The sequence below is a fragment of the Inquilinus sp. KBS0705 genome (assembly GCA_005938025.2).
In the GTDB taxonomy this organism is placed as follows: domain Bacteria; phylum Bacteroidota; class Bacteroidia; order Sphingobacteriales; family Sphingobacteriaceae; genus Mucilaginibacter.
In genome coordinates this window covers 2,129,673-2,147,309 of sequence record VCCI02000001.1, presented here as the reverse complement: position 1 = coordinate 2,147,309, position 17,637 = coordinate 2,129,673, and the positions used below count along the sequence as shown (strand labels likewise).

At 44.8% G+C, this 17,637-nt stretch carries 18 protein-coding genes and 1 pseudogene; 9 read left to right on the top strand and 10 right to left on the bottom strand.

What is annotated here, in order from left to right; all coding sequences use genetic code 11:
• Positions 1 to 109: 109 nt before the first annotated feature.
• A complete protein-coding gene (locus tag FFF34_009435) occupies positions 110 to 2,125 on the bottom strand; it encodes a hypothetical protein (GenBank protein ID TSD67592.1) in 2,016 nt (671 codons plus the stop codon).
• A 72-nt stretch (positions 2,126 to 2,197) separates the two neighbouring features.
• Here FFF34_009435 and FFF34_009430 point away from each other — a divergent pair, with 72 nt between their 5' ends.
• A complete protein-coding gene (locus FFF34_009430) occupies positions 2,198 to 2,641 on the top strand; it encodes a hypothetical protein (protein TSD67591.1) in 444 nt (147 codons plus the stop codon).
• Between the two features lie 27 nt (positions 2,642 to 2,668).
• Positions 2,669 to 3,085, top strand: coding sequence for a hypothetical protein (locus tag FFF34_009425; GenBank protein TSD67590.1), 417 nt, complete (start codon positions 2,669 to 2,671; stop codon positions 3,083 to 3,085).
• A 14-nt stretch (positions 3,086 to 3,099) separates the two neighbouring features.
• Here the strand turns inward: FFF34_009425 and FFF34_009420 are convergent, their stop codons facing one another.
• The 5 genes from FFF34_009420 to FFF34_009400 form a co-directional block, all read right to left on the bottom strand.
• A complete protein-coding gene (locus FFF34_009420; protein ID TSD67589.1) occupies positions 3,100 to 5,157 on the bottom strand; it encodes a hypothetical protein in 2,058 nt (685 codons plus the stop codon).
• A gap of 26 nt (positions 5,158 to 5,183) precedes the next feature.
• The gene (locus tag FFF34_009415) at positions 5,184 to 5,627 is read right to left on the bottom strand and encodes a hypothetical protein (GenBank protein ID TSD67588.1); all 444 of its coding nucleotides are present in this window, start codon (positions 5,625 to 5,627) and stop codon (positions 5,184 to 5,186) included.
• 224 nt (positions 5,628 to 5,851) lie between these two features.
• Complete coding sequence (locus FFF34_009410; protein TSD67587.1) at positions 5,852 to 6,562, bottom strand: hypothetical protein; 711 nt, start codon at positions 6,560 to 6,562, stop codon at positions 5,852 to 5,854.
• A gap of 58 nt (positions 6,563 to 6,620) precedes the next feature.
• Complete coding sequence (locus FFF34_009405; GenBank protein TSD67586.1) at positions 6,621 to 7,850, bottom strand: terminase; 1,230 nt, start codon at positions 7,848 to 7,850, stop codon at positions 6,621 to 6,623.
• Positions 7,851 to 7,881: 31 nt separating this feature from the next.
• Positions 7,882 to 8,304: a hypothetical protein gene (locus FFF34_009400; GenBank protein TSD67585.1), complete on the bottom strand. Its 423-nt coding sequence runs from the start codon at positions 8,302 to 8,304 to the stop codon at positions 7,882 to 7,884.
• A gap of 685 nt (positions 8,305 to 8,989) precedes the next feature.
• On the opposite strand from FFF34_009400, the gene FFF34_009395 reads away from it, so the two are divergent.
• From FFF34_009395 to FFF34_009380, 4 genes and pseudogenes are all read left to right on the top strand, one after another.
• Positions 8,990 to 9,520, top strand: coding sequence for a hypothetical protein (locus FFF34_009395; protein TSD67584.1), 531 nt, complete (start codon positions 8,990 to 8,992; stop codon positions 9,518 to 9,520).
• Positions 9,521 to 9,637: 117 nt separating this feature from the next.
• On the top strand, positions 9,638 to 9,928 hold the full coding sequence (locus FFF34_009390; protein ID TSD67583.1) for an RNA-binding protein: 291 nt from the start codon (positions 9,638 to 9,640) through the stop codon (positions 9,926 to 9,928).
• Positions 9,929 to 10,108: 180 nt separating this feature from the next.
• Positions 10,109 to 11,439: pseudogene (locus FFF34_009385) on the top strand (HAMP domain-containing histidine kinase).
• Between the two features lie 164 nt (positions 11,440 to 11,603).
• Complete coding sequence (locus FFF34_009380) at positions 11,604 to 11,942, top strand: hypothetical protein (protein TSD67582.1); 339 nt, start codon at positions 11,604 to 11,606, stop codon at positions 11,940 to 11,942.
• Between the two features lie 95 nt (positions 11,943 to 12,037).
• On the opposite strand, the gene FFF34_009375 is transcribed toward FFF34_009380, so the two are convergent.
• Together FFF34_009375 and FFF34_009370 are read right to left on the bottom strand one after the other, a co-directional pair.
• Positions 12,038 to 12,439 (bottom strand): hypothetical protein, encoded by a 402-nt coding sequence (locus FFF34_009375; protein TSD67581.1) that lies wholly within the window; start codon positions 12,437 to 12,439, stop codon positions 12,038 to 12,040.
• A 74-nt stretch (positions 12,440 to 12,513) separates the two neighbouring features.
• A complete protein-coding gene (locus FFF34_009370) occupies positions 12,514 to 12,696 on the bottom strand; it encodes a hypothetical protein (protein TSD67580.1) in 183 nt (60 codons plus the stop codon).
• Positions 12,697 to 12,844: 148 nt separating this feature from the next.
• On the opposite strand from FFF34_009370, the gene FFF34_009365 reads away from it, so the two are divergent.
• The 3 genes from FFF34_009365 (at position 12,845) to FFF34_009355 (ending at position 15,204) form a co-directional block, all read left to right on the top strand.
• A complete protein-coding gene (locus tag FFF34_009365; GenBank protein TSD67579.1) occupies positions 12,845 to 13,540 on the top strand; it encodes a S24 family peptidase in 696 nt (231 codons plus the stop codon).
• A gap of 25 nt (positions 13,541 to 13,565) precedes the next feature.
• Positions 13,566 to 14,066, top strand: coding sequence for a GNAT family N-acetyltransferase (locus tag FFF34_009360; GenBank protein TSD67578.1), 501 nt, complete (start codon positions 13,566 to 13,568; stop codon positions 14,064 to 14,066).
• A 106-nt stretch (positions 14,067 to 14,172) separates the two neighbouring features.
• Positions 14,173 to 15,204: an aldo/keto reductase gene (locus tag FFF34_009355; GenBank protein TSD67577.1), complete on the top strand. Its 1,032-nt coding sequence runs from the start codon at positions 14,173 to 14,175 to the stop codon at positions 15,202 to 15,204.
• Positions 15,205 to 15,536: 332 nt separating this feature from the next.
• Here FFF34_009355 and FFF34_009350 read toward each other — a convergent pair whose 3' ends face one another.
• Together FFF34_009350 and FFF34_009345 are read right to left on the bottom strand one after the other, a co-directional pair.
• Positions 15,537 to 16,241, bottom strand: a complete 705-nt coding sequence (locus FFF34_009350) for a DUF1080 domain-containing protein (protein ID TSD67576.1) — start codon at positions 16,239 to 16,241, stop codon at positions 15,537 to 15,539.
• Positions 16,242 to 16,248: 7 nt separating this feature from the next.
• Positions 16,249 to 17,625 carry a Gfo/Idh/MocA family oxidoreductase gene (locus FFF34_009345; GenBank protein ID TSD67575.1) on the bottom strand — a complete coding sequence of 459 codons (1,377 nt, stop codon included), beginning with the start codon at positions 17,623 to 17,625 and terminating at the stop codon, positions 16,249 to 16,251.
• Positions 17,626 to 17,637 lie beyond the last annotated feature (12 nt).

Sequence of the window (17,637 nt, the reverse complement as noted above, 5' to 3'; positions counted from 1 at the left end):
AACTGGTTTGTTAAAAGCAAGTGGTTGTTAAAAACTTTAAGCTCATTTGAGCAGTTTCAAAATAGCCCCTAAACCCTTAACCCCCAATCACCAACCTCCAATCACCACCCTACAACCTCATCAGCTCTACCTTTACCGGCTGGCCCTTACGCCAGCTGTCTATTTTATTAATGTAGTAGTAGGCGCCATCCTGCTGCAGGTAAATGGGTATCAGCAGGTCCAGCTCTAAAATATCGCGGGGGCTTAGCATAAAGTAGCGCACCACTTTTTTGGTTTGCTGTAATATCTTCTCCAGTTCGGGGTAGTATTGTTTGCGCAGCTCATCCCATAGCAGGCTATACTGGCCGCCGGTTTTGGCAAAATAGGGTACAGATATCCAATCGTTTACCGGTATATCATTAGCGGCATTGCCGTCGGTAAATTTAATGGTTTTAAACTCGGGCAGTTTTAGCTTTTGGTCTATCAGTATACGGGGCGATACGCCGGTGTTAAAATCGCCGTTCTCGTCGGCCATTTTTATTTGGGCAATGCTGCCGCCAATATAAGGGCGATTTAGGGTGGGGGCAAACTGGCTCTCCAGTAGGTCGGCAGTGGCGGGCAGGGTTTTATCGGCTACGTTTATCTGCGCATCGGCAAAGCCTTTGGGCAGCACGGCATCATCCTCTTTATACTTTAGGTAATTTACCTGTGCGTAATTACCCAGCTGAAAGCTGACGGTCTTACCCTGATCGATGCATTTTTTTGTCCAGTTGTTGGCTACCGGTATATTATTCACAATATCGCGAAACGACGCGAAGTTAATGGTGCGGGTATTGGTATCGGTTTGGCAAATAATGCCAAAGCGCTGCAACACATCCTTCAGCAAATCCTTCTGACTGATATCGGGGAAAATGCGCTCGCACTGTACCTCCTGGCCGTAAAGCACGCCCTGTTTAGTGGGGGTAACCTCTAAAGTAGCCCCCGCGTAAATGGTAAAGTAGGCGGGGCGGTCGCCGGTAAATTCATACCAAACGCTTAGCTGGTCGCCAATGGATAGGTCAACCGTGGCCGATATAACGGTATTCTGAGTGTCTTTGTAGCCCACAATACCACCGCCCGTGCCACTCAGCCGTTCATAAGGGTCGGCAAGGTCAAATCGGGATTCGGTTAGGGTTACTTCGCTACCGGTAGTATTTACTTTAATAAAAATACGTAGTGCCGACGGGTCCTTACTATTTACCCGCCCCTGGAAACGTATTTTAGGTATGGTTACCTTTACATCAACTGTGCTTATTTGCTTTGCCGTAAACACCGTGCCCGAAAACTGGCCGGCCGGGTCGGCATTTACCGCCGGGAAGGGTATAACGCGAATGTTGTCTTCCTTTGGGATATGGCTTACTGCATAGTTGAGCGCAATAGCCGTTTGCAGACCGTTTTGGTTAGGCTGGTTTTGGTAATCGCTGCCATGCTCAAAACTGCTATTGCTAAACTGGGCTATTAGCAGGGGGTATAAAGGGTTGCTTAGTAACCAACCGGTGCCTTTGTAGCCATTGGTAGCCAGCATCAGGTCGATAGCGGTTTTAATAAAAAAGCCGGGGCGCAGGTGGCGCACATCTACCTCGCAATCGCCGGCAAAATTATATACCAGGTTGCCATAATCAACCACGGGCCATATCCAGCCTTCGGTATGTGTTTGCGATTTAACTACATTATCTACATTCCAGGTATGCTGGTAGGGCAAAAAGGGTTGTTTAGCTCCATAGGGCGTTGTTTTATCGCCCATATTGTAAATACTGCCGCTAATGGCATCAAAAAAATCTACATTGCCGCTTAGTACGGTAATGGCCGCGCTATCCTGCTCCACCTCGTTTAAAACGGCTATGCCATAAGGCACTATTTCTAAACCGTCCTGCACAATTTTGGCCTGGTAGTTAGTATAGGGCAGGTTGGTGGTAAAGGCCACATCATCCGGGAAACCCAGTATTTGCCGGTTGCGCTGTGTTAAAGGCAGCCTAAACTGGTTGCTGGTATTGCCCTGCTGATTTTTTACCTCGGCCAGGTTGTTGATCTGGAAGGTAAGGGCAATAGGGCTATCGTCGGCGGTATCAACCAGTTGGTCGTTTAGGTATAGTTGGAGGGTGTTCATTTTTTTATTTGGGGCGATAATTCTTTAAGAAATTGATTATGTTAGCGTAAATTATTAACCAGATCATTATAGATGAAAAGCAAGTACTTGCTGTTTATTTGCTTGTTAGCTTTAGGCTTTGCTGCCTGTAAAAAGGAGGACAGTTATCCAAAAAAAATAATTGGCAAATGGCGTATAAAAGAAATTAGACGCCAGGTATTTGACACTACCGGAGTTAAGATTAGTGATACAGTTGTAATTGCCGGAGCCAGTGCTGGAAATTACTTTCTATTTAATGCTGACGGAACCGGCGAAAAGCATCCTGCGGATGGGATTGGTGCTGCAAAAAATGACTTTACTTACAAAATTGAAGGCAATAACTTAAACCTTATGTTACATACCACTGAATCAGGGACACCTTATGAAGATACTTATATTATATTAAAATTAAGCAGCGCGGAAATGACTTTAAGTCATGGTGAAGATTATATTAATCCTAAGCGTCATTGGGTGGTAGACGTTACCTGGAAAAAATAAACCTTTAGAACCAGTTAACCTTTTTACATGAAATACAAATACCTAATATTCATCTGCTTAATAACTTTTGGTTTTGCTGCCTGTAAAAAGGAGGACAGTTATCCAAAAAAAATAGTGGGCAATTGGAGTCCTGGTGATACAAGGAGACAGTTAGTTAAGAATGGTGTCACTACATATGATTCTACATTTGTTTTTTCCGAGCCAGCATATATTTATTTAACTTTTAATAGTGATGGGAGCGGTAAGTATTCTCAGCGAATTCCATTTAATTATAAAATAGTCAATAATAAGCTAATGCTTGAAAGGCTTATTGATAACGCTTACATGGAAAGGGATACTTTTACCATTGCTAAAATATCTGATGCTGAAATGATATTACATTGGGATGTGCCGTTCGAGGGCCAACGTTTTGTGGAAGATCGTCATTACAATAGATTTAAGTAATTACAAACTACTTCCTACTGCCCCTGCACATTTATAGCCGGTAAATTAAACGTTACACTAAAAGGTGCCCGGCCGTTGCGGGTTTCGTACTCGCTGTAGGTGGCTGTATTAATGACGATGGTTTGCCACTTTACCGGGTTTTTGTTCACCATTATTTGCACCTTGGGCGAGTACTTGATAGACTGCAGCCCCTTAATATCGGCTACGGAGAGGTCTTCGGCTATCACCTTCATTTTTTGCCCCGCCGTTTTGCTGATTACCTCTTCAATGCCTTCCTGGTTCTCCCAATCCAGTACGTAGCTTTTAATGATGGTAGCGTTTTGGACATCGAGGCTAACCTCCTGGTTAAAAACAAAGCGATAGTAGTTCCAACTTCCTGTTAAACCCACCCACCGCAAGTAAACCGACTGGTCGTCAATGGCATCGTCTACCCGTATGGTTTGGGTTTGGGTGATAGCGCGTACAGTGCCACCATCGTTATATTTAAGGGTGATGTTGATAAAATATACCTCATCGCCAAAGCTTGTATCTATCAGCATGCGGTTTAGGCCCGCGCTGCCGGAGATGGGCAGGTTTTGTATGGTGTTGCGCGCCAATACCAGCTTGCTGCCATCCTCGCTTAATAACCATGATCCACTGTTGTTTAAATAATGGCTGTCGCCGGCGGGCAGGGCCAGGGGCTTGCGGTTAATATCAAGCGGTACAATTTCGCAGTATACGTTGTTGCCGTCCAGTTCATCGCTGTAAATAAAGCCGATATCAAAAGGGTAGCCGTTGCTGTAGGCCGGTTCGGTAAAGTCGCTTAGCCATTTGGCTTTAGGGGTGCCGGTTACTGTAGTTAAAAAGGGCACATACTCCAGCAAATTACCGCCGTTGGCCTGCCCTAATTGTCGGGCGGCATAAACTACGTAGTAAGGGTCGGGTATGTTTACAAAGCCCGATGTTTGCGTTTCGCCGCCCTCGTCCCATTGCTCGGCGTAGGCTATTGTATAACCGGCGCACAGGTTACTATCGTTATAGTAGGGCTGGGTATAATCGCTGGCATCGGCAGCGCGTAAAAGGCTTTGCAAAAAGTTTGAGATATCTGCCCGGGTAATGCCTTTGCCATCGGGGCGGTTGGTGGCCGTAATGCTGCTTTGTATGCCTATTATTTTATCGGTAAAGGTGATTTTTGTAGCCACACTGTAATATGGTCTAAGGCGGTTAATGTTGATAAAACCCGTAGCCGTACCGGTATAAGCTGCATCAATAATAAGCCCTGTGGATCCGTTATTGCCCAAAACTTTGTAGGTGCCGGTATATTTATTAGTTTCTACGTATACCATATCGCCGCTTACTACCGTGCTAACATTGGTATTTACAGTTAAACGCACTTTTTGGGTAACGCTATCTAAAGCTGCGGCGCTTATGCTAAAATCTTTCCGCTGATAGGTAAAAATCACCGGGTTAAACGCCGCGTTCCAGCGCGAGGTGTTGCCGTGCAGGGTTACCGAAGGACCGCTAAGCAACAAGTTTTTTACCACCGGTACCGTAACGTACGTTTGTGTTTTGCAGCCGTCGCCATCTTTGGCGTATACGGTTATAAAACCCGCGCTAAGGCCGGTAAATGTGGCCGACGATTGGTAGTTATCATCATCCAAACTATAAGTGATGGGGCCGTTGCTTGATGTAGCCTGTACGGTTATCCGCGCATTATTTGCGCCCGGTGCCGATTCGGCCTGGTTAATGGTCACCTTTTGTATAGCCAGGTCGCAATTGGGTGCAGCGGGCTCGGGGTTGGTATCAGGTGGGGGGCTGGTGTTAAAGCCGGTTATTTTAAAATCGGTGTAATAAGGGTTTAAGGGGTCGCTGTCGTCCAGTTTGCCGTTGTAGATACTCAAACTCTCGCCCGATATGTATACCGTATAGCTATCGATGTACGAATTAATGGTTTGCTGATAGGTAACCGCTATGCCGTTGCCATTGGCAAACTGGCCGGTATTGCTGTCGTAAATTTGTATGCTAACAATGCCAAAAAAGCCGGTGCCGGTTGTAGACAGGTATTTGATGTTTATTCTGGGGATTAATGCCATGGTGGTAATTAATGGTTTAGTTGATTTTAGCTGATCAGATCGGAATACATGGTGGTTAGGGTGATGGTGAGGCCAATACCGGTGGTGTTTACATCAAACTTGTTGTAAACTGGCACACATTTGGCCTTTTCGCCTGCCTTAACGCGGAAGTAACGGCCATCGCCGTCGCGGTATTTGGCCGCCTTTACCATAAACTCGTTGGCCATTTGCAGGGCCTGCTGCACATAGGTTTCGTTTTCGGCGGTGTATTGGCCAAATTCGGTTTTGTACAAAAACTCCAGGTACAGGCTAAATACGTTATTTACCGAGCCATTTACCTGCGGCGATACCACTATGGGCTGCAAAGGGTAAAGCATTACACAGGGAAAGGCGGCATCATCTGCCAGGGTGTTCAATTCATTTTCGGTGCCGTATAAAAAGGATGGCGAGGCGCTCAGGCTATCCGCAATGGCGTTTATTTGGTTACGCATGGTGTTGTTTTGGCCCCCCAACCCCCTGAAGGGGGAGCAATTAAGGTTATCAGTTACAGGGATGTTATGTTAAATATTAAGTTCCCCTTTGGGGGGTTAGGGGGCTACCACCTCGCTATATTTCCGCTGATATTCCGCTTCGGTTTTGTTGAGCAGTAGCTTGGTGAGTACGCGCTCGTAGGGTAGTGCAAGTACGGCGGCCCATTTGGTTACATCGCCGCCGGCTAAGGCGTTAATGGTGTTGATGTATTTAAACTTTTCGAAAGCTTGTATGCCCGCCCGCTTTTCCAGAGCTGTAGCAGCCGATGCCAGCAGCTTGTTCTCGGTTTCGATAAGGCGGGATAGTTCATAAAAAAATGTTTGGCTATGGGCAGTGCCTCCGTTACCCCAAGTGTTTTAATGGTTTCGGTAAAAGCGGCGGCGGCATATTCGTCGTATCGGTTGCCTGTGGCGCGGCAATAAAAATAATAGCCCAATACCTTGCAGCAAGCCTTAAGCGATGGGTTAAAATGCTTCTGCCAGTTGTCTTCGCCGGTTTGTTTAATGTGTTCGGCTATCTCGTCGGCTATAATGTCTTTAGCGGCCATAAAGGCACCCGCGGGCTCTACTGCTAAGTTTTTTATAACGCTTACTGTTACCGGCTTGCCATCTATACGCAGCGTTATCTTTTTTGGGATGGTATCGCTATTGTACAAATATTTTATCTGCTGCGATAAGCCCAGCACCGCATCGGCAAATACCGCGAAATCGTTTGCATCACGCACGTTTTGCAGATCGGTAAGTGGTATGCCCGATAGTATGCTTATAGCATCCAGGTCGGTAAGCAACGCACTATCCTGCAGGGCCATCATTTGCCCCAGCGTAACCTCGTGCAAGGCCGATGGTATGCGCACAGGCAATTTATCATCAATGGTTTTAAGTGTTTTTTCTATCATATGCTGCCCCCTGCCCCCTGAAGGGGGAGTTATCCACGGGAATGGTTTTTTATATCAATTAATAAGAAATTAGTTCTTCAAAAACTCCCCCTTCAGGGGGCGGGGGGGCGGGCAGCCTGCTTTTGATGCCTTTACCGGCCTTTATTTTTAGTTTGCCCAGTGCTACATAACGCAGGGGGTCTATCAGGTGGTTGCAGGTATCTATGGGCGTGTTAAGGCTTTTACCGGTTGCGTCGGTTTTCCATTTATACTTGTCCAATTCTTTACGCAGGTTAACACTGCCACGGGTTACGTTAATGCGGTATCGTTTTAAAATATCTATAGAGTTGTTAATACTATCGGCACCTTTTTTTGCGCCGGTTATGTACCAGCCCAATCGCTTAAGCTCCTCTATCGATTTTGGTTCGGCGCTATCGGCAATAATTTCGGTACTTTGGCTTATGCCTGCCTTTAAAAGCTTTTTTGATATATCGGTATTGGTTAGGCCTGTTTTATACAGCACTTCATCAACCCATAGCTCGCCGTTTTGCTTATAAACCAGCAGGCATCCGGTTTCGTCGTTAGTAAAGCCAAAATCAAGCCCTGCAGCCAATAATTTGGCATCGGGTGGTATGGCATCGCACACGTACCAGTTTTTAAATACAAGGCCGGTTATTTTGCCCGTAAGCCCGCGGGCATAAACCTTCCATAATTCTATATCTTCGTATTTAAGTGCTTCTATCTTTTGGCGTAGCTCGTCGGTAATAAAGGGGTTGTGCCTATGGTCCGATATAAAAAGCTGTACGCCATCATTCCCTATCAGCTTGTTATGTACCCAAAAGCTGCTGTTAGGGTTATAATCAATAAAAATACGCTTACGGGTGCGCAGGGCCAATTCGTGGTACACGCCCCATTTAATGCCGTTGGCTTCGTTTATAAACAGGTGATCGCGCTTGCCCGATTTGGCATCCTGCGCATCGGCATAGCTCTTGTACTCTATAATGCTGCCGTTCCAAAATTCAAATACCCTATCGGTACTGTTAAATTTTTTGATGGCGCGTTGCAGTGAAGGCGATTCGGCCAGTATGCTTTTAGCATCGCGCAGTACACCGCTTTTAAGGTTAGGTATATCCTGCCCAACAACGGTAATAACCTGTTTGGGGGTCTCGTAGGCCAGGCAAAACAATACCTGCTGTATGGCGTATGTTTTACCTGAGCTGGTACCACCCTGGTTAACAACAACCTGCGCGCTTGCATCATAATTGTATTTAAACAGGGCGGCTGTTTGTTTGTAAAATAAGGTAGACATATTGGTAGTAATTTAATGGGCAATAGCGTGCTTATTCATCTATCAGTACATCCTTTTCGGTAGCGGCAGGGTGGGGGCCCGATATCACTATCTCTATTTGTGGGTTGTCTGTTAATTGTTCAGGGGTATCTGCAGCCTTCTCTTTCCAGCCCATGGTTTTTAAGGCAAAAATTGCGGCAGTGGCCGATGGCTGGTGCAGGCGTTTTTCGTATTCGATCTCCACTTTTAACTTAGCCCGTTTCACAATGTCGGCGTTTGCGCCTTTAATTAGGTATTCTTCAAAATCGGCGAGGCTATTAAAGCCAAGTGCCGCGGCCAGGCCGGTAAAGGTTGGCGGTTCGGGTGTTATAGTGTAAACTTTTTTGCCTTTAAGATTATAGTATTTGCCTTTAATGCGCACAAAATAGGCATCAATAAGGGCTGTGCAATCCCTTGCTGTTAAGTAGTGTTTCATAAAATGGTTAGTTTATGTATAATATGCCGATTGGCATAAAGTATATACAAATGTAGTGAATATATTTTAGAATTGCTAATATTTTTAGATTTATTTTTTGTATAATAGTTATAGCGATCCGTTGATTAACATAGTAACAATCTCCCGGCGATATATGCCGCTTGTCCTACGTGCCGTTGACTCACCCCGACATCGCTGCGCTCGTCGACCCTCTCTCCGCTTTGCGGAAAGAGGGTTAAGAAACTAAAGCTCCCCTCTCTACTGCGTAAAGAGGGGGCAGGGGGTGAGTTAACTCGCCGGGCGGATATGCCGCGCCGTTGTCTCACCCCGACATCGCTGCGCTTGTTACCCCTCTCTCCGCTGCGCGGAAAGAGGGGTAATATAAAAGAAGTTCCCCTCTCTGCCCAATAGAAAGGGGGCAGGGGTTGAGTTAACTTGTAAAGCTGATGTGCCGCCGTGCATGTAATAAGTTTGATACGCTACATTTTTACTTTTTCGGCAGCAAACCTTTTATGCCCGGCTTCCGTTTAATATATAACGTTAAAAAATGTTAAAATAACAGTTGTTTGGATTCGCCGGGGTTGTTGCAATCGGTAAATTTTCATAATTTTATAACATTATTATACCTATGCAAGCAAAAAGGTTTACAAGCTGGTGTATTTATCTTGTTATGCTCCTCACGGTTATGGCTACCTCATGCCAAAAAGATACCGGCGAAAAGGAGCTGGATAAGCGTAAATCTGCCATGAACGCCGATAGTGCTATCAGCGACGTTGGCGCTCCGGATAACTTCCTGGCCGACTCGGGAAAGGTAACCTTTAAGCTGCAAGACAGTACTTACACCTTTGATGCCACTACAGATTCGGTTGCGTTTGTAAACATGGTGATAAATAAAGAACGCTATTTTGGTATAACAGCCATTAACAAGGCGCATACGCTAAGCTTTGGTATTAGCTCTAAGGGTTCAGCAGCATCTAGGGTTAAAAAAAATGTTGCAGGAGCACAGCTTTTATTTAAGCCTGATGAATTGCATGCCGAGCAATTTACCCTAACACCTTATGCAGAAGCAGATGATGCCGGCAAGATAAAACTATCGGTATACCGGCAAAAAAAGGTATTGGCCAAGGGTACTTTCAGCACTTACTTTTCTAAAAACGGTAAAGAAAATTCTACCCTTTACCCTGTTGAGGGCAGCTTTGAACTACTGATAAAATAGCAAGCTTATATATTGACACTGCATTGTAAAAAACATCTTACAAGCCCATCAATCCTACCGCCATCCTTTAAAAAACCGCCTTTTTTACGTACCTTTACACAAAAATAAAGGAGATTAATGAAAGTATTTATTGGAGGCCTTCCACTGGAAGTAAGTGAGGCCGAACTAAATGCGGTTTTTGGTGATTTTGGGCCGGTTAAGTCGCTCAGAATAGTTAAAGACCGTGAAACAAAAGAGAGTAGGGGTTTTGGGTTTGTTGAGATGGTGAACGAAGATGAAGCTAAGGAAGCAATAAGGTGCATGAACGGTCAAAGCTATTACGGCAAACGTATTACTGTTAACATAGCCGAGGATAAAGGCCCGGGGTTTAACAGTGGCGGTAATAACAGAGGTTTTAGCCGCAACTAATACAAAAGCGCTACAATATTTTTAAAGCCCTGGCAAAAGCCCGGGCTTTTTTAATTTCAGTTAATTTTTGGTTTACTAATAGTTATATAATAGTAAATTAACTCCTTTCCTGCCCTAATAGCCATTTTTTTGGTTTTTTCTTTGTAAGCTTGTGTAGCACTACAATGCTATTGATAAAAATTGGGCTTTATTGGAAGTATAAAACGCCGATGGATCAGGTTAACCGGGTCTTCGTCAGATTTTCCGTTAGAATACAGGATATTTCACTCGTTGTGTATAATTGCCGTACTGGCACTTGCCTATAACGTTCCGTTTAATTACCTTATTGGGTTACCTACTGTTGGGCTGCTTAGTTTAGTAGCCTGTATTGGGTTTACTGCACTTTACTATCGTTCGCGCTTTTAGGTAAAATACAATCTACCATTATTATTTTCACGGCGCTGGGCAACCTGCTTTTCATCACCAACTTTGTACTCAATTCGGGCACGCTGGGCCCGTCGGATTTGCTAATGGGGCTTTGCATATTTCTGATACTTTGCGTGGTGCCCAAAAATCAGCAAAAGGTGTGGATAGCCATCAACATCTTTATTATGCTGAGCCTGCATTTTATAGAGTATTATTACCCGCATTTTATACCCGATACATACAGCAGCCGCCAGGCGCGTTACTGGGATATTTCATCCGCTTATGCGGTGGTAGTGATTGTGTTGTATTACACCGTAAACTATTTAAGGCATAACTACGAGGTTGAAAAGCGGTCGGCAGCCGATAAGGCCGCAGCCATTGAGTTAAAAAACCACCAGATAGTACAGCAAAACCAGGAATTGGAACGCATCAACTCCGAGCGTAATAAGCTTATGTCTATCATAGCGCATGACCTGCGCTCGCCTTTAAGCAATATTCAAAACTACCTGGAACTGGTTACAGAATATGAACTGGATACCACCGAAAGGCAAATGGTAGAGGGCGACTTGTTAAAAGTTACTCGCAGCACCATTGATATGCTGGGCAAACTGCTGGTATGGTCAAAGGCGCAAATGGATGGTGTAAACGTTAAGCTGGGCTACATTACCCTGCGCGACGCCCTGTATAACACCATCGAGCTTGAAAAAGCCATCGCGCTTAAAAAGAACATCACCCTAACCGCCCAGCTAAACTGGGATGTTAAAATTATAGCCGATAACGATATGCTGCAGATGGTTATACGCAACCTGCTTAGCAACGCCATTAAGTTTACACCAGAGGGTGGCCAGGTAACTTTTAAAGCCAAACAAATTGGTGCCGAGTGCTGGCTGATCATCCGGGATAACGGCATCGGCATATCTGCCGAAAAACAGGCCGAGCTATTCTCGTTAAGGGCACAATCAACCTTTGGTACTAACAACGAGCGTGGTGTGGGCCTGGGCCTGCTACTATGTAAAGAGTTTACTGAGCTGCAAGGCGGCCGCATATGGCTTGAAAGCCACCCCGATGGGGGTACTGTGTTTTATGTATCGATGCCGGCGGGATAGGTGGAAGTTAAAAGTTTAAAGTCAAAAGTCTCCGGATCACTTTAACTAATGCTAAGGATACTGTGATACGGTGATCATCTTTGAATAGCAACCGATACACCATATTTGCAAACAATAACGCCTTTATGACCGTTTGTTAAAATAAGCTTTTTAACTTTGCTGTTATGAAACCGGGTGATAAGGTAATTTGCATAAACGATAAAATTGATCCAGACAAAAGCGAGGAAATACGCCGCGATTTTGAAATATGGATAACCAGGGACAAGGAGTATACCATCCGCGAGATACTGGACAACAATGGTATTGTAACCGGTGTATTGTTGGATGAGGTACACAACTTTCCCAAATTCTTTAAACTTATAAACCGTTACCAGGAGCCTGCCTTTGCCATCTGGCGTTTCCGCAAGCTAAGCTACGCCACCAAACCTTCCGAAGCCCTTAGCGAAACCGAGGAACTTGTTGAGGTTGAGCAGGAGATAGACAGGCTGGTGAAGAGTAAGTAAACACTCCCATTTTCAATACCGTCATTTTTGGCACTAAATCATCTGAACATCTAAAGCAATTCCAGTTTATGCTATATATGCTATATGGCATAATATTAATCAAAGGTTTCGTTCTCTACCAGGTAGGTAAGCACATTGCGCAGGGCTGCTTCGCGGGCCCAGGTTTGCTCGGTAGGGCTGGCGTCGTCGCGGTACCAGGTAAGGGCTTCGCTTATCTGTACGCGTGTTTTGTAAACAAACTGTTTGTTAGGGTGTAGTCTGTTACCCTCGTAGCTGTTCAGGTTTTCGTCTTTAATTACTTTGGCAAACTGTTTGGCGGTTAGGGTAAGTAACAGGCATTCGTCAAGAGAGTTCTTAAAATCGTGTTTGTCTTCCAGCCAAAGGGTTAGGGTATCGTCGGCCAGGTCGTGTTCGGCAATGCTTATGCGGCTGTAGTCGTAATCAACAGATATGATGAGCCACCATAGCTGGTCTTTTAGTTTTTGAGATAGTTTCATGAGTTTATTTTTTTACTGTTTGTTTGTTTATTGGTCGGTTGCGTTGATAGTTGTTGTGGAGTTGCGTTTGGGCTTTATCCCTTGGCCTCAAAAGGCGGCAACCAGCCGGGCATGTATTTTTGTATTTCGATTATCTGCTGCTTATATTTTTGGCAGGTGGCCTGGTAGGCCCGGATGCGGTGTTGTAAATTCTGATCGAGGTTTTTGATTTTACCATTTTTGGTTTGGGGGCGAAGGGCGGAGTAAGCGATGTACATAATTTTTTATTTATTTTTTCTTTAATTTCTTTAAGTAATAATTTGCTTTGTAAATATTTTGTGTTACATTAGCATTGTATAACGGGACAAATATAAAGAAATATCTTTATTATAATCAAGAAAAAATTGTAAAATAATTCTGTGTGATATGGAAGACTCATTAAAGCCTAATAAAATTAAAACGGTACGCCCTGAAACGCTGGAGTTTATAATTTTATATAATCAATTACGGGGGAAAGCTTTTAGCAATAATTCGGAGCTGGCCGAGACGCTTGGCTTTAATTCGGCAAGTTCTATTACCGAAATTATTAAGAGCAGGCAAAATATTGATCCTGAGAAATTAAGAGTTTTTAAAGAAAAATACAGAGATTTATTAGGTGGTAAAAAATATACGGAGAAGCCTGTAGTTTCTGTGTTGCGTGAGGAAGGTATACCGATGTATGAGATAACTGCAACTGCCTCGGGTGTTGAGGTTTACAACGATATTAATGATGCTCACCCGGTAGGGCGTATGAATTTTCCGGGTATTGAGGAATGTGATTTTGCCTTGCCGGTTTGGGGGCATTCTATGTATCCTTACTTAGAAAACGGCTGTTGGGTGGCTTTAAAGATAATATCTGATAAAAAGATACTTCCCGGCGAGGTTTACTATATTGAATGGGGCGATTACCGCATGTATAAACGCCTGTTAGCCAGCGATAACCCCGAGGAGGTTATAGCCCATTCGGATAATGTTACCGAGATGGTGGGTAACCGTTTAAAGTACGCGCCGTTCTCTATCCGTATAGATGAAATTAAGAAGCTTTGCCTGGTTAAGGACATTCATAAAAAGCATAATCATTAATAGATGTGCAGATAATCAGTTATATATGGTCATACGACTTGCAACCCTAACAGATATACCTCAGATAATGCAGATCATAGCCGAGGTGGTGCCTTTAATGCGTGCTGCAGGCAATATGCAGTGGGATAGCACTTACCCTAACCCTGATGTTTTTAGGCAGGATATTGAGCTTGGCCAACTATGGGTAGCTGATATTGAGGGAGATATAGCCGGGGTTACGGCTATCACTACCGAGCAATATCCCGAATATGAGCAGGTTGGCTGGGATACTAGCGAAACGGCTATTGTTACACACAGGCTGGCGGTTAGTCCGCGGCATAGGGGTAAGGGCATTGCAGAGGCTTTACTGTTACAGGCAGATAAGGTGGCTGCAGAGCGTGGCATTAATTTAGTACGTGTTGATACTAATAGCCAAAATGCTGCAACCCAAAGGCTTTTCCCCAAGGTGGGTTACACATTTGGCGGCGAAATAACCCTTGCGTTTAGGCCCGGATTAAGTTTTTATGTTTACGAGAAACGACTATAAGGGTTAATTTTCTTTATGGTTTTTATATGATATAAGTTTGGTCGCTATCAGCTAGATTTGAACTTGTAGGGATGAAAAATACTGCTTACATCAAAATTCATACACTATGGAATACAGACAATTAGGCGGCTCGGGTTTACAGGTGCCTGTGCTTAGTTTTGGTACTGCTACATTTGGCGGCACTAACAAGTTTTTTAAAGCCTGGGGCAATACCCAACTGGACGACGCTAAGAAGATGGTAGGCCTTTGCCTCGACGCGGGCGTAAACATGTTTGATACGGCGGATGTTTACTCAAACGGCACATCTGAAGAGATATTAGGCCAGGCGCTGGAAGGCCTGCGCGACAGGGTTTTAATATCTACCAAGGCTACTTTTAGGATGAGTGACGATGCCAATGATGTAGGCTCATCAAGGTTTCATCTTATTAAATCGGCCGAGAATAGCCTGCGCCGCTTGCAAACAGATCATATAGATATTTACCACATGCATGGCTTTGACGGTAACACACCTGTTGAGGAAACCCTGCGTGCTTTAGATGACCTAATTAGCAGCGGTAAAGTACGTTACATTGCCTGTTCCAACTTTTCGGGCTGGCATTTAATGAAATCACTTTCTGTATCCGAGCGTTATGGCTGGGCCAAATATATAGGCCACCAGGCATATTACTCGCTGTTAGACAGGGAATTTGAATGGGAACTTATGCCTTTAGGTATCGACCAAAAAGTGAGCACCATTGTATGGAGCCCACTGGCATCCGGCCAGTTGGGAGGTAAGTTCCGCAGGGGGCAGCCTATACCGCAGGATAACCGACGTAGCCAGGGTGGCAGCCATGGCCCCGAAACTGATTTTGAGCGCCTTTATAAGATTGTGGATGTATTAGACGAGGTAGCCGAAGAAACCGGCAAATCGGTAGCGCAAGTGGCCATTAACTGGCTGATAAAGAGGCCGACAGTAGCTAATATTGTTATTGGGGCCCGTAACGAAGAGCAGCTAAAGCAAAACCTTGGCGCAGTAGGATGGAGCCTTACTATCGACCAAATTAAGAAGCTGGATGCGGCAAGTGAGGTGCCGCCAATATACCCATACTGGCATCAAAGGCAGGATACTAAGCTAAACCCACTACCAAAATTTTATTAATAAAAAGAGGCTATCTTTAAAGGTAGCCTCTTTTTTTATCCCTCTTTGTATTCCACAGCCTTACTTAAAGCTTTCCACTTTTTTTGGTTGCTATGGGGAGATCTATTCTTTTTTTTTGTCCCTGATTGGTTAACTAATATAAAATTATATTCCATTAATACAAGTACTAAAAAAGAAAAAGCCAGGCGGGGTGATTTTTCATGATGAGATTTTCGGCCTATTTTGGAGGCGTATTTTACAATTTAAGTGACCAAAAAGTTCACGGAAAAAATAACGATAACCAAGCATTGACAACTTCTTTTAAAAAGTTGTCAATGCTGTAATTTTAATTGTTACAATTGCTTTAGCATTATGTTTTTAAAGTAGGCCTTATGCCCGTGGTCTTGCAGGGCAATGTGGCCTATTTTGGCCAGGCCGTATTCGGGGTGGTCTTTCCACTTGCCTTCGGCTTTTTTCTTTTGCCAGTCGGCATCCCAGGCAGTAAACTCTAGTATCTTTTTGCCGTTTAGCCAGTGCTCTACATGGCCGTGGTCAAATACAATTTTACTGGTGTTCCATTGGCCAACGGGCATTATCTTTTTTTGATCGTTGGGGATGTGCATGGCATAATCGGCACCAGTTTTTTGCCACTCTTCTAAAACATCAGGTACCCAGCCAATATCATCAATTATCTGGTACTCGGGGCCGGTCACATAACTGGCATTGTACTTTTTGTCTTCAACAACATGGTATAAAACGCCACTGTTGCTGGCTTTGTCAATCTTCCATTGCCAGGTAAGTTCAAAGTTATCGTACTGGCCATCGCTAATAATGTCGCCGCCGGTATCGGTGCCTTTTACCGCGCCAAGGCAAACCAGGGCGCCATCTTCAATTTCCCAGTTTTGTACCGGCGTGGTCTTATTAAAGCTGTGCCAGCCGGTAAGGTCCTTACCATTAAACAAGCTTACCCACTGGCCCTTTTTTGCCTGTGCAAAGCTTTGCGCAAAGGTAAAAGCCATAGCTGCTGCAAGGCTTAAGGTTTTTAATTTATGCTGCATATAAATATTATGATTTCACCATTTTCATTTTTTCAGGATCCCAAAACATTGGGGCGTTTTTAAAGTAACTATCGTTACATAGCAGGGCAGGGGCAGCCGCGCGATAGCCAAAAATAGCATCCTCGGTTACTTTGCCGTTGGTACGTATAGCGGTTATAAAGTTGTTCATGTGGTCGTAAGGGCCGCCCAAATAACCTTTTTCAGCGTCGAAGGTTATTTGCTCGGGTGGCAGCATTTGCTTGCGCCCGCTGGTAGCCTGGCCCATTTGTTTCATTTTTTCGATATAGAAAGGGTCGGTGTTATCAATTACCTTGTTACGTTTAAGGGTAACCCTGTCCCATTCAACATCCATAGCACCTTCGCTGCCCACTAAGCGCAGGTAGGTAGTGCCACTGGTGCCATCAACAAAGTTACAGCGCAGGCTTAGGTTAAACGCCGGGTGTGCGGCAGCTTTAGCATAATCAAATGTACCCAGCAAAACATCAGGTACTTCGCGGCCATCGTTCCAGTAGCGTAAACCGCCTGACGCGTATATTTTATTAGGGCCCATTGAGCCGGTTATAAAGTGCAGGCTGCTAAACAGGTGCACAAATAAGTCGCCTGCCATACCGGTACCGTAATCGGTATAATTCCTCCAGCGGAAGAACCTTTTTGAATCAAACGGGCGTTTTGGCGCGTTGCTGATATAGGTTTCCCAATCAACCGTTTGTGTTGAAGCATCATCGGGTATAGGGTATTGCCAAACTTCTACCGCGCCGCGGCGTGCCCAAAAGCCTTCGGCGTAGTTTAATTCGCCTATGGCGCCTGATTTTAGCAGTTCGCGGGCTTTCTCGTTACCTAAGCTGGAAACACCCTGGCTGCCAACCTGGAAAACCTTGCCGGTTTCCTGCTGCGCTTTTATTACTGCAGGGCCTTCCATTACCGAGTGTACCATCGGCTTTTCGCAATAAACGTGCTTGCCTGCATGCATAGCATCAACAGAAATTTGCTGGTGCCAGTGGTCGGGCGTGGCTATAATTACCGCATCTACATCTTTACGGTTAAGTATCTCCTTGTAAACTTTGGTGGTATAAATATCTGCACCCCATTTGGTTTTGGCGTCTTTTAAGCGGCCATCGTATAAATCGCATACGGCAACCAGTTTTACGCCGGGTATTTGCAGGGCGGTGTTAGTATCCGACGAGCCCATACCGCCGGCACCTATCAGGGCAATGTTCACCTGGTCGTTAGCGCCAATGCGGTTATACTGTTGTTTCAGATAATGAAAACTGCCTTGATTTTTATCTGCTGCAATTAAGCTGCTGCCTGCTGTTACTGCCGCGGCAGTAGTGGCCAGCTTTTTAATAAAGCCCCTGCGGGATGCTTCCGGGTTTTCTTCTTTCATGATGGAATTAGC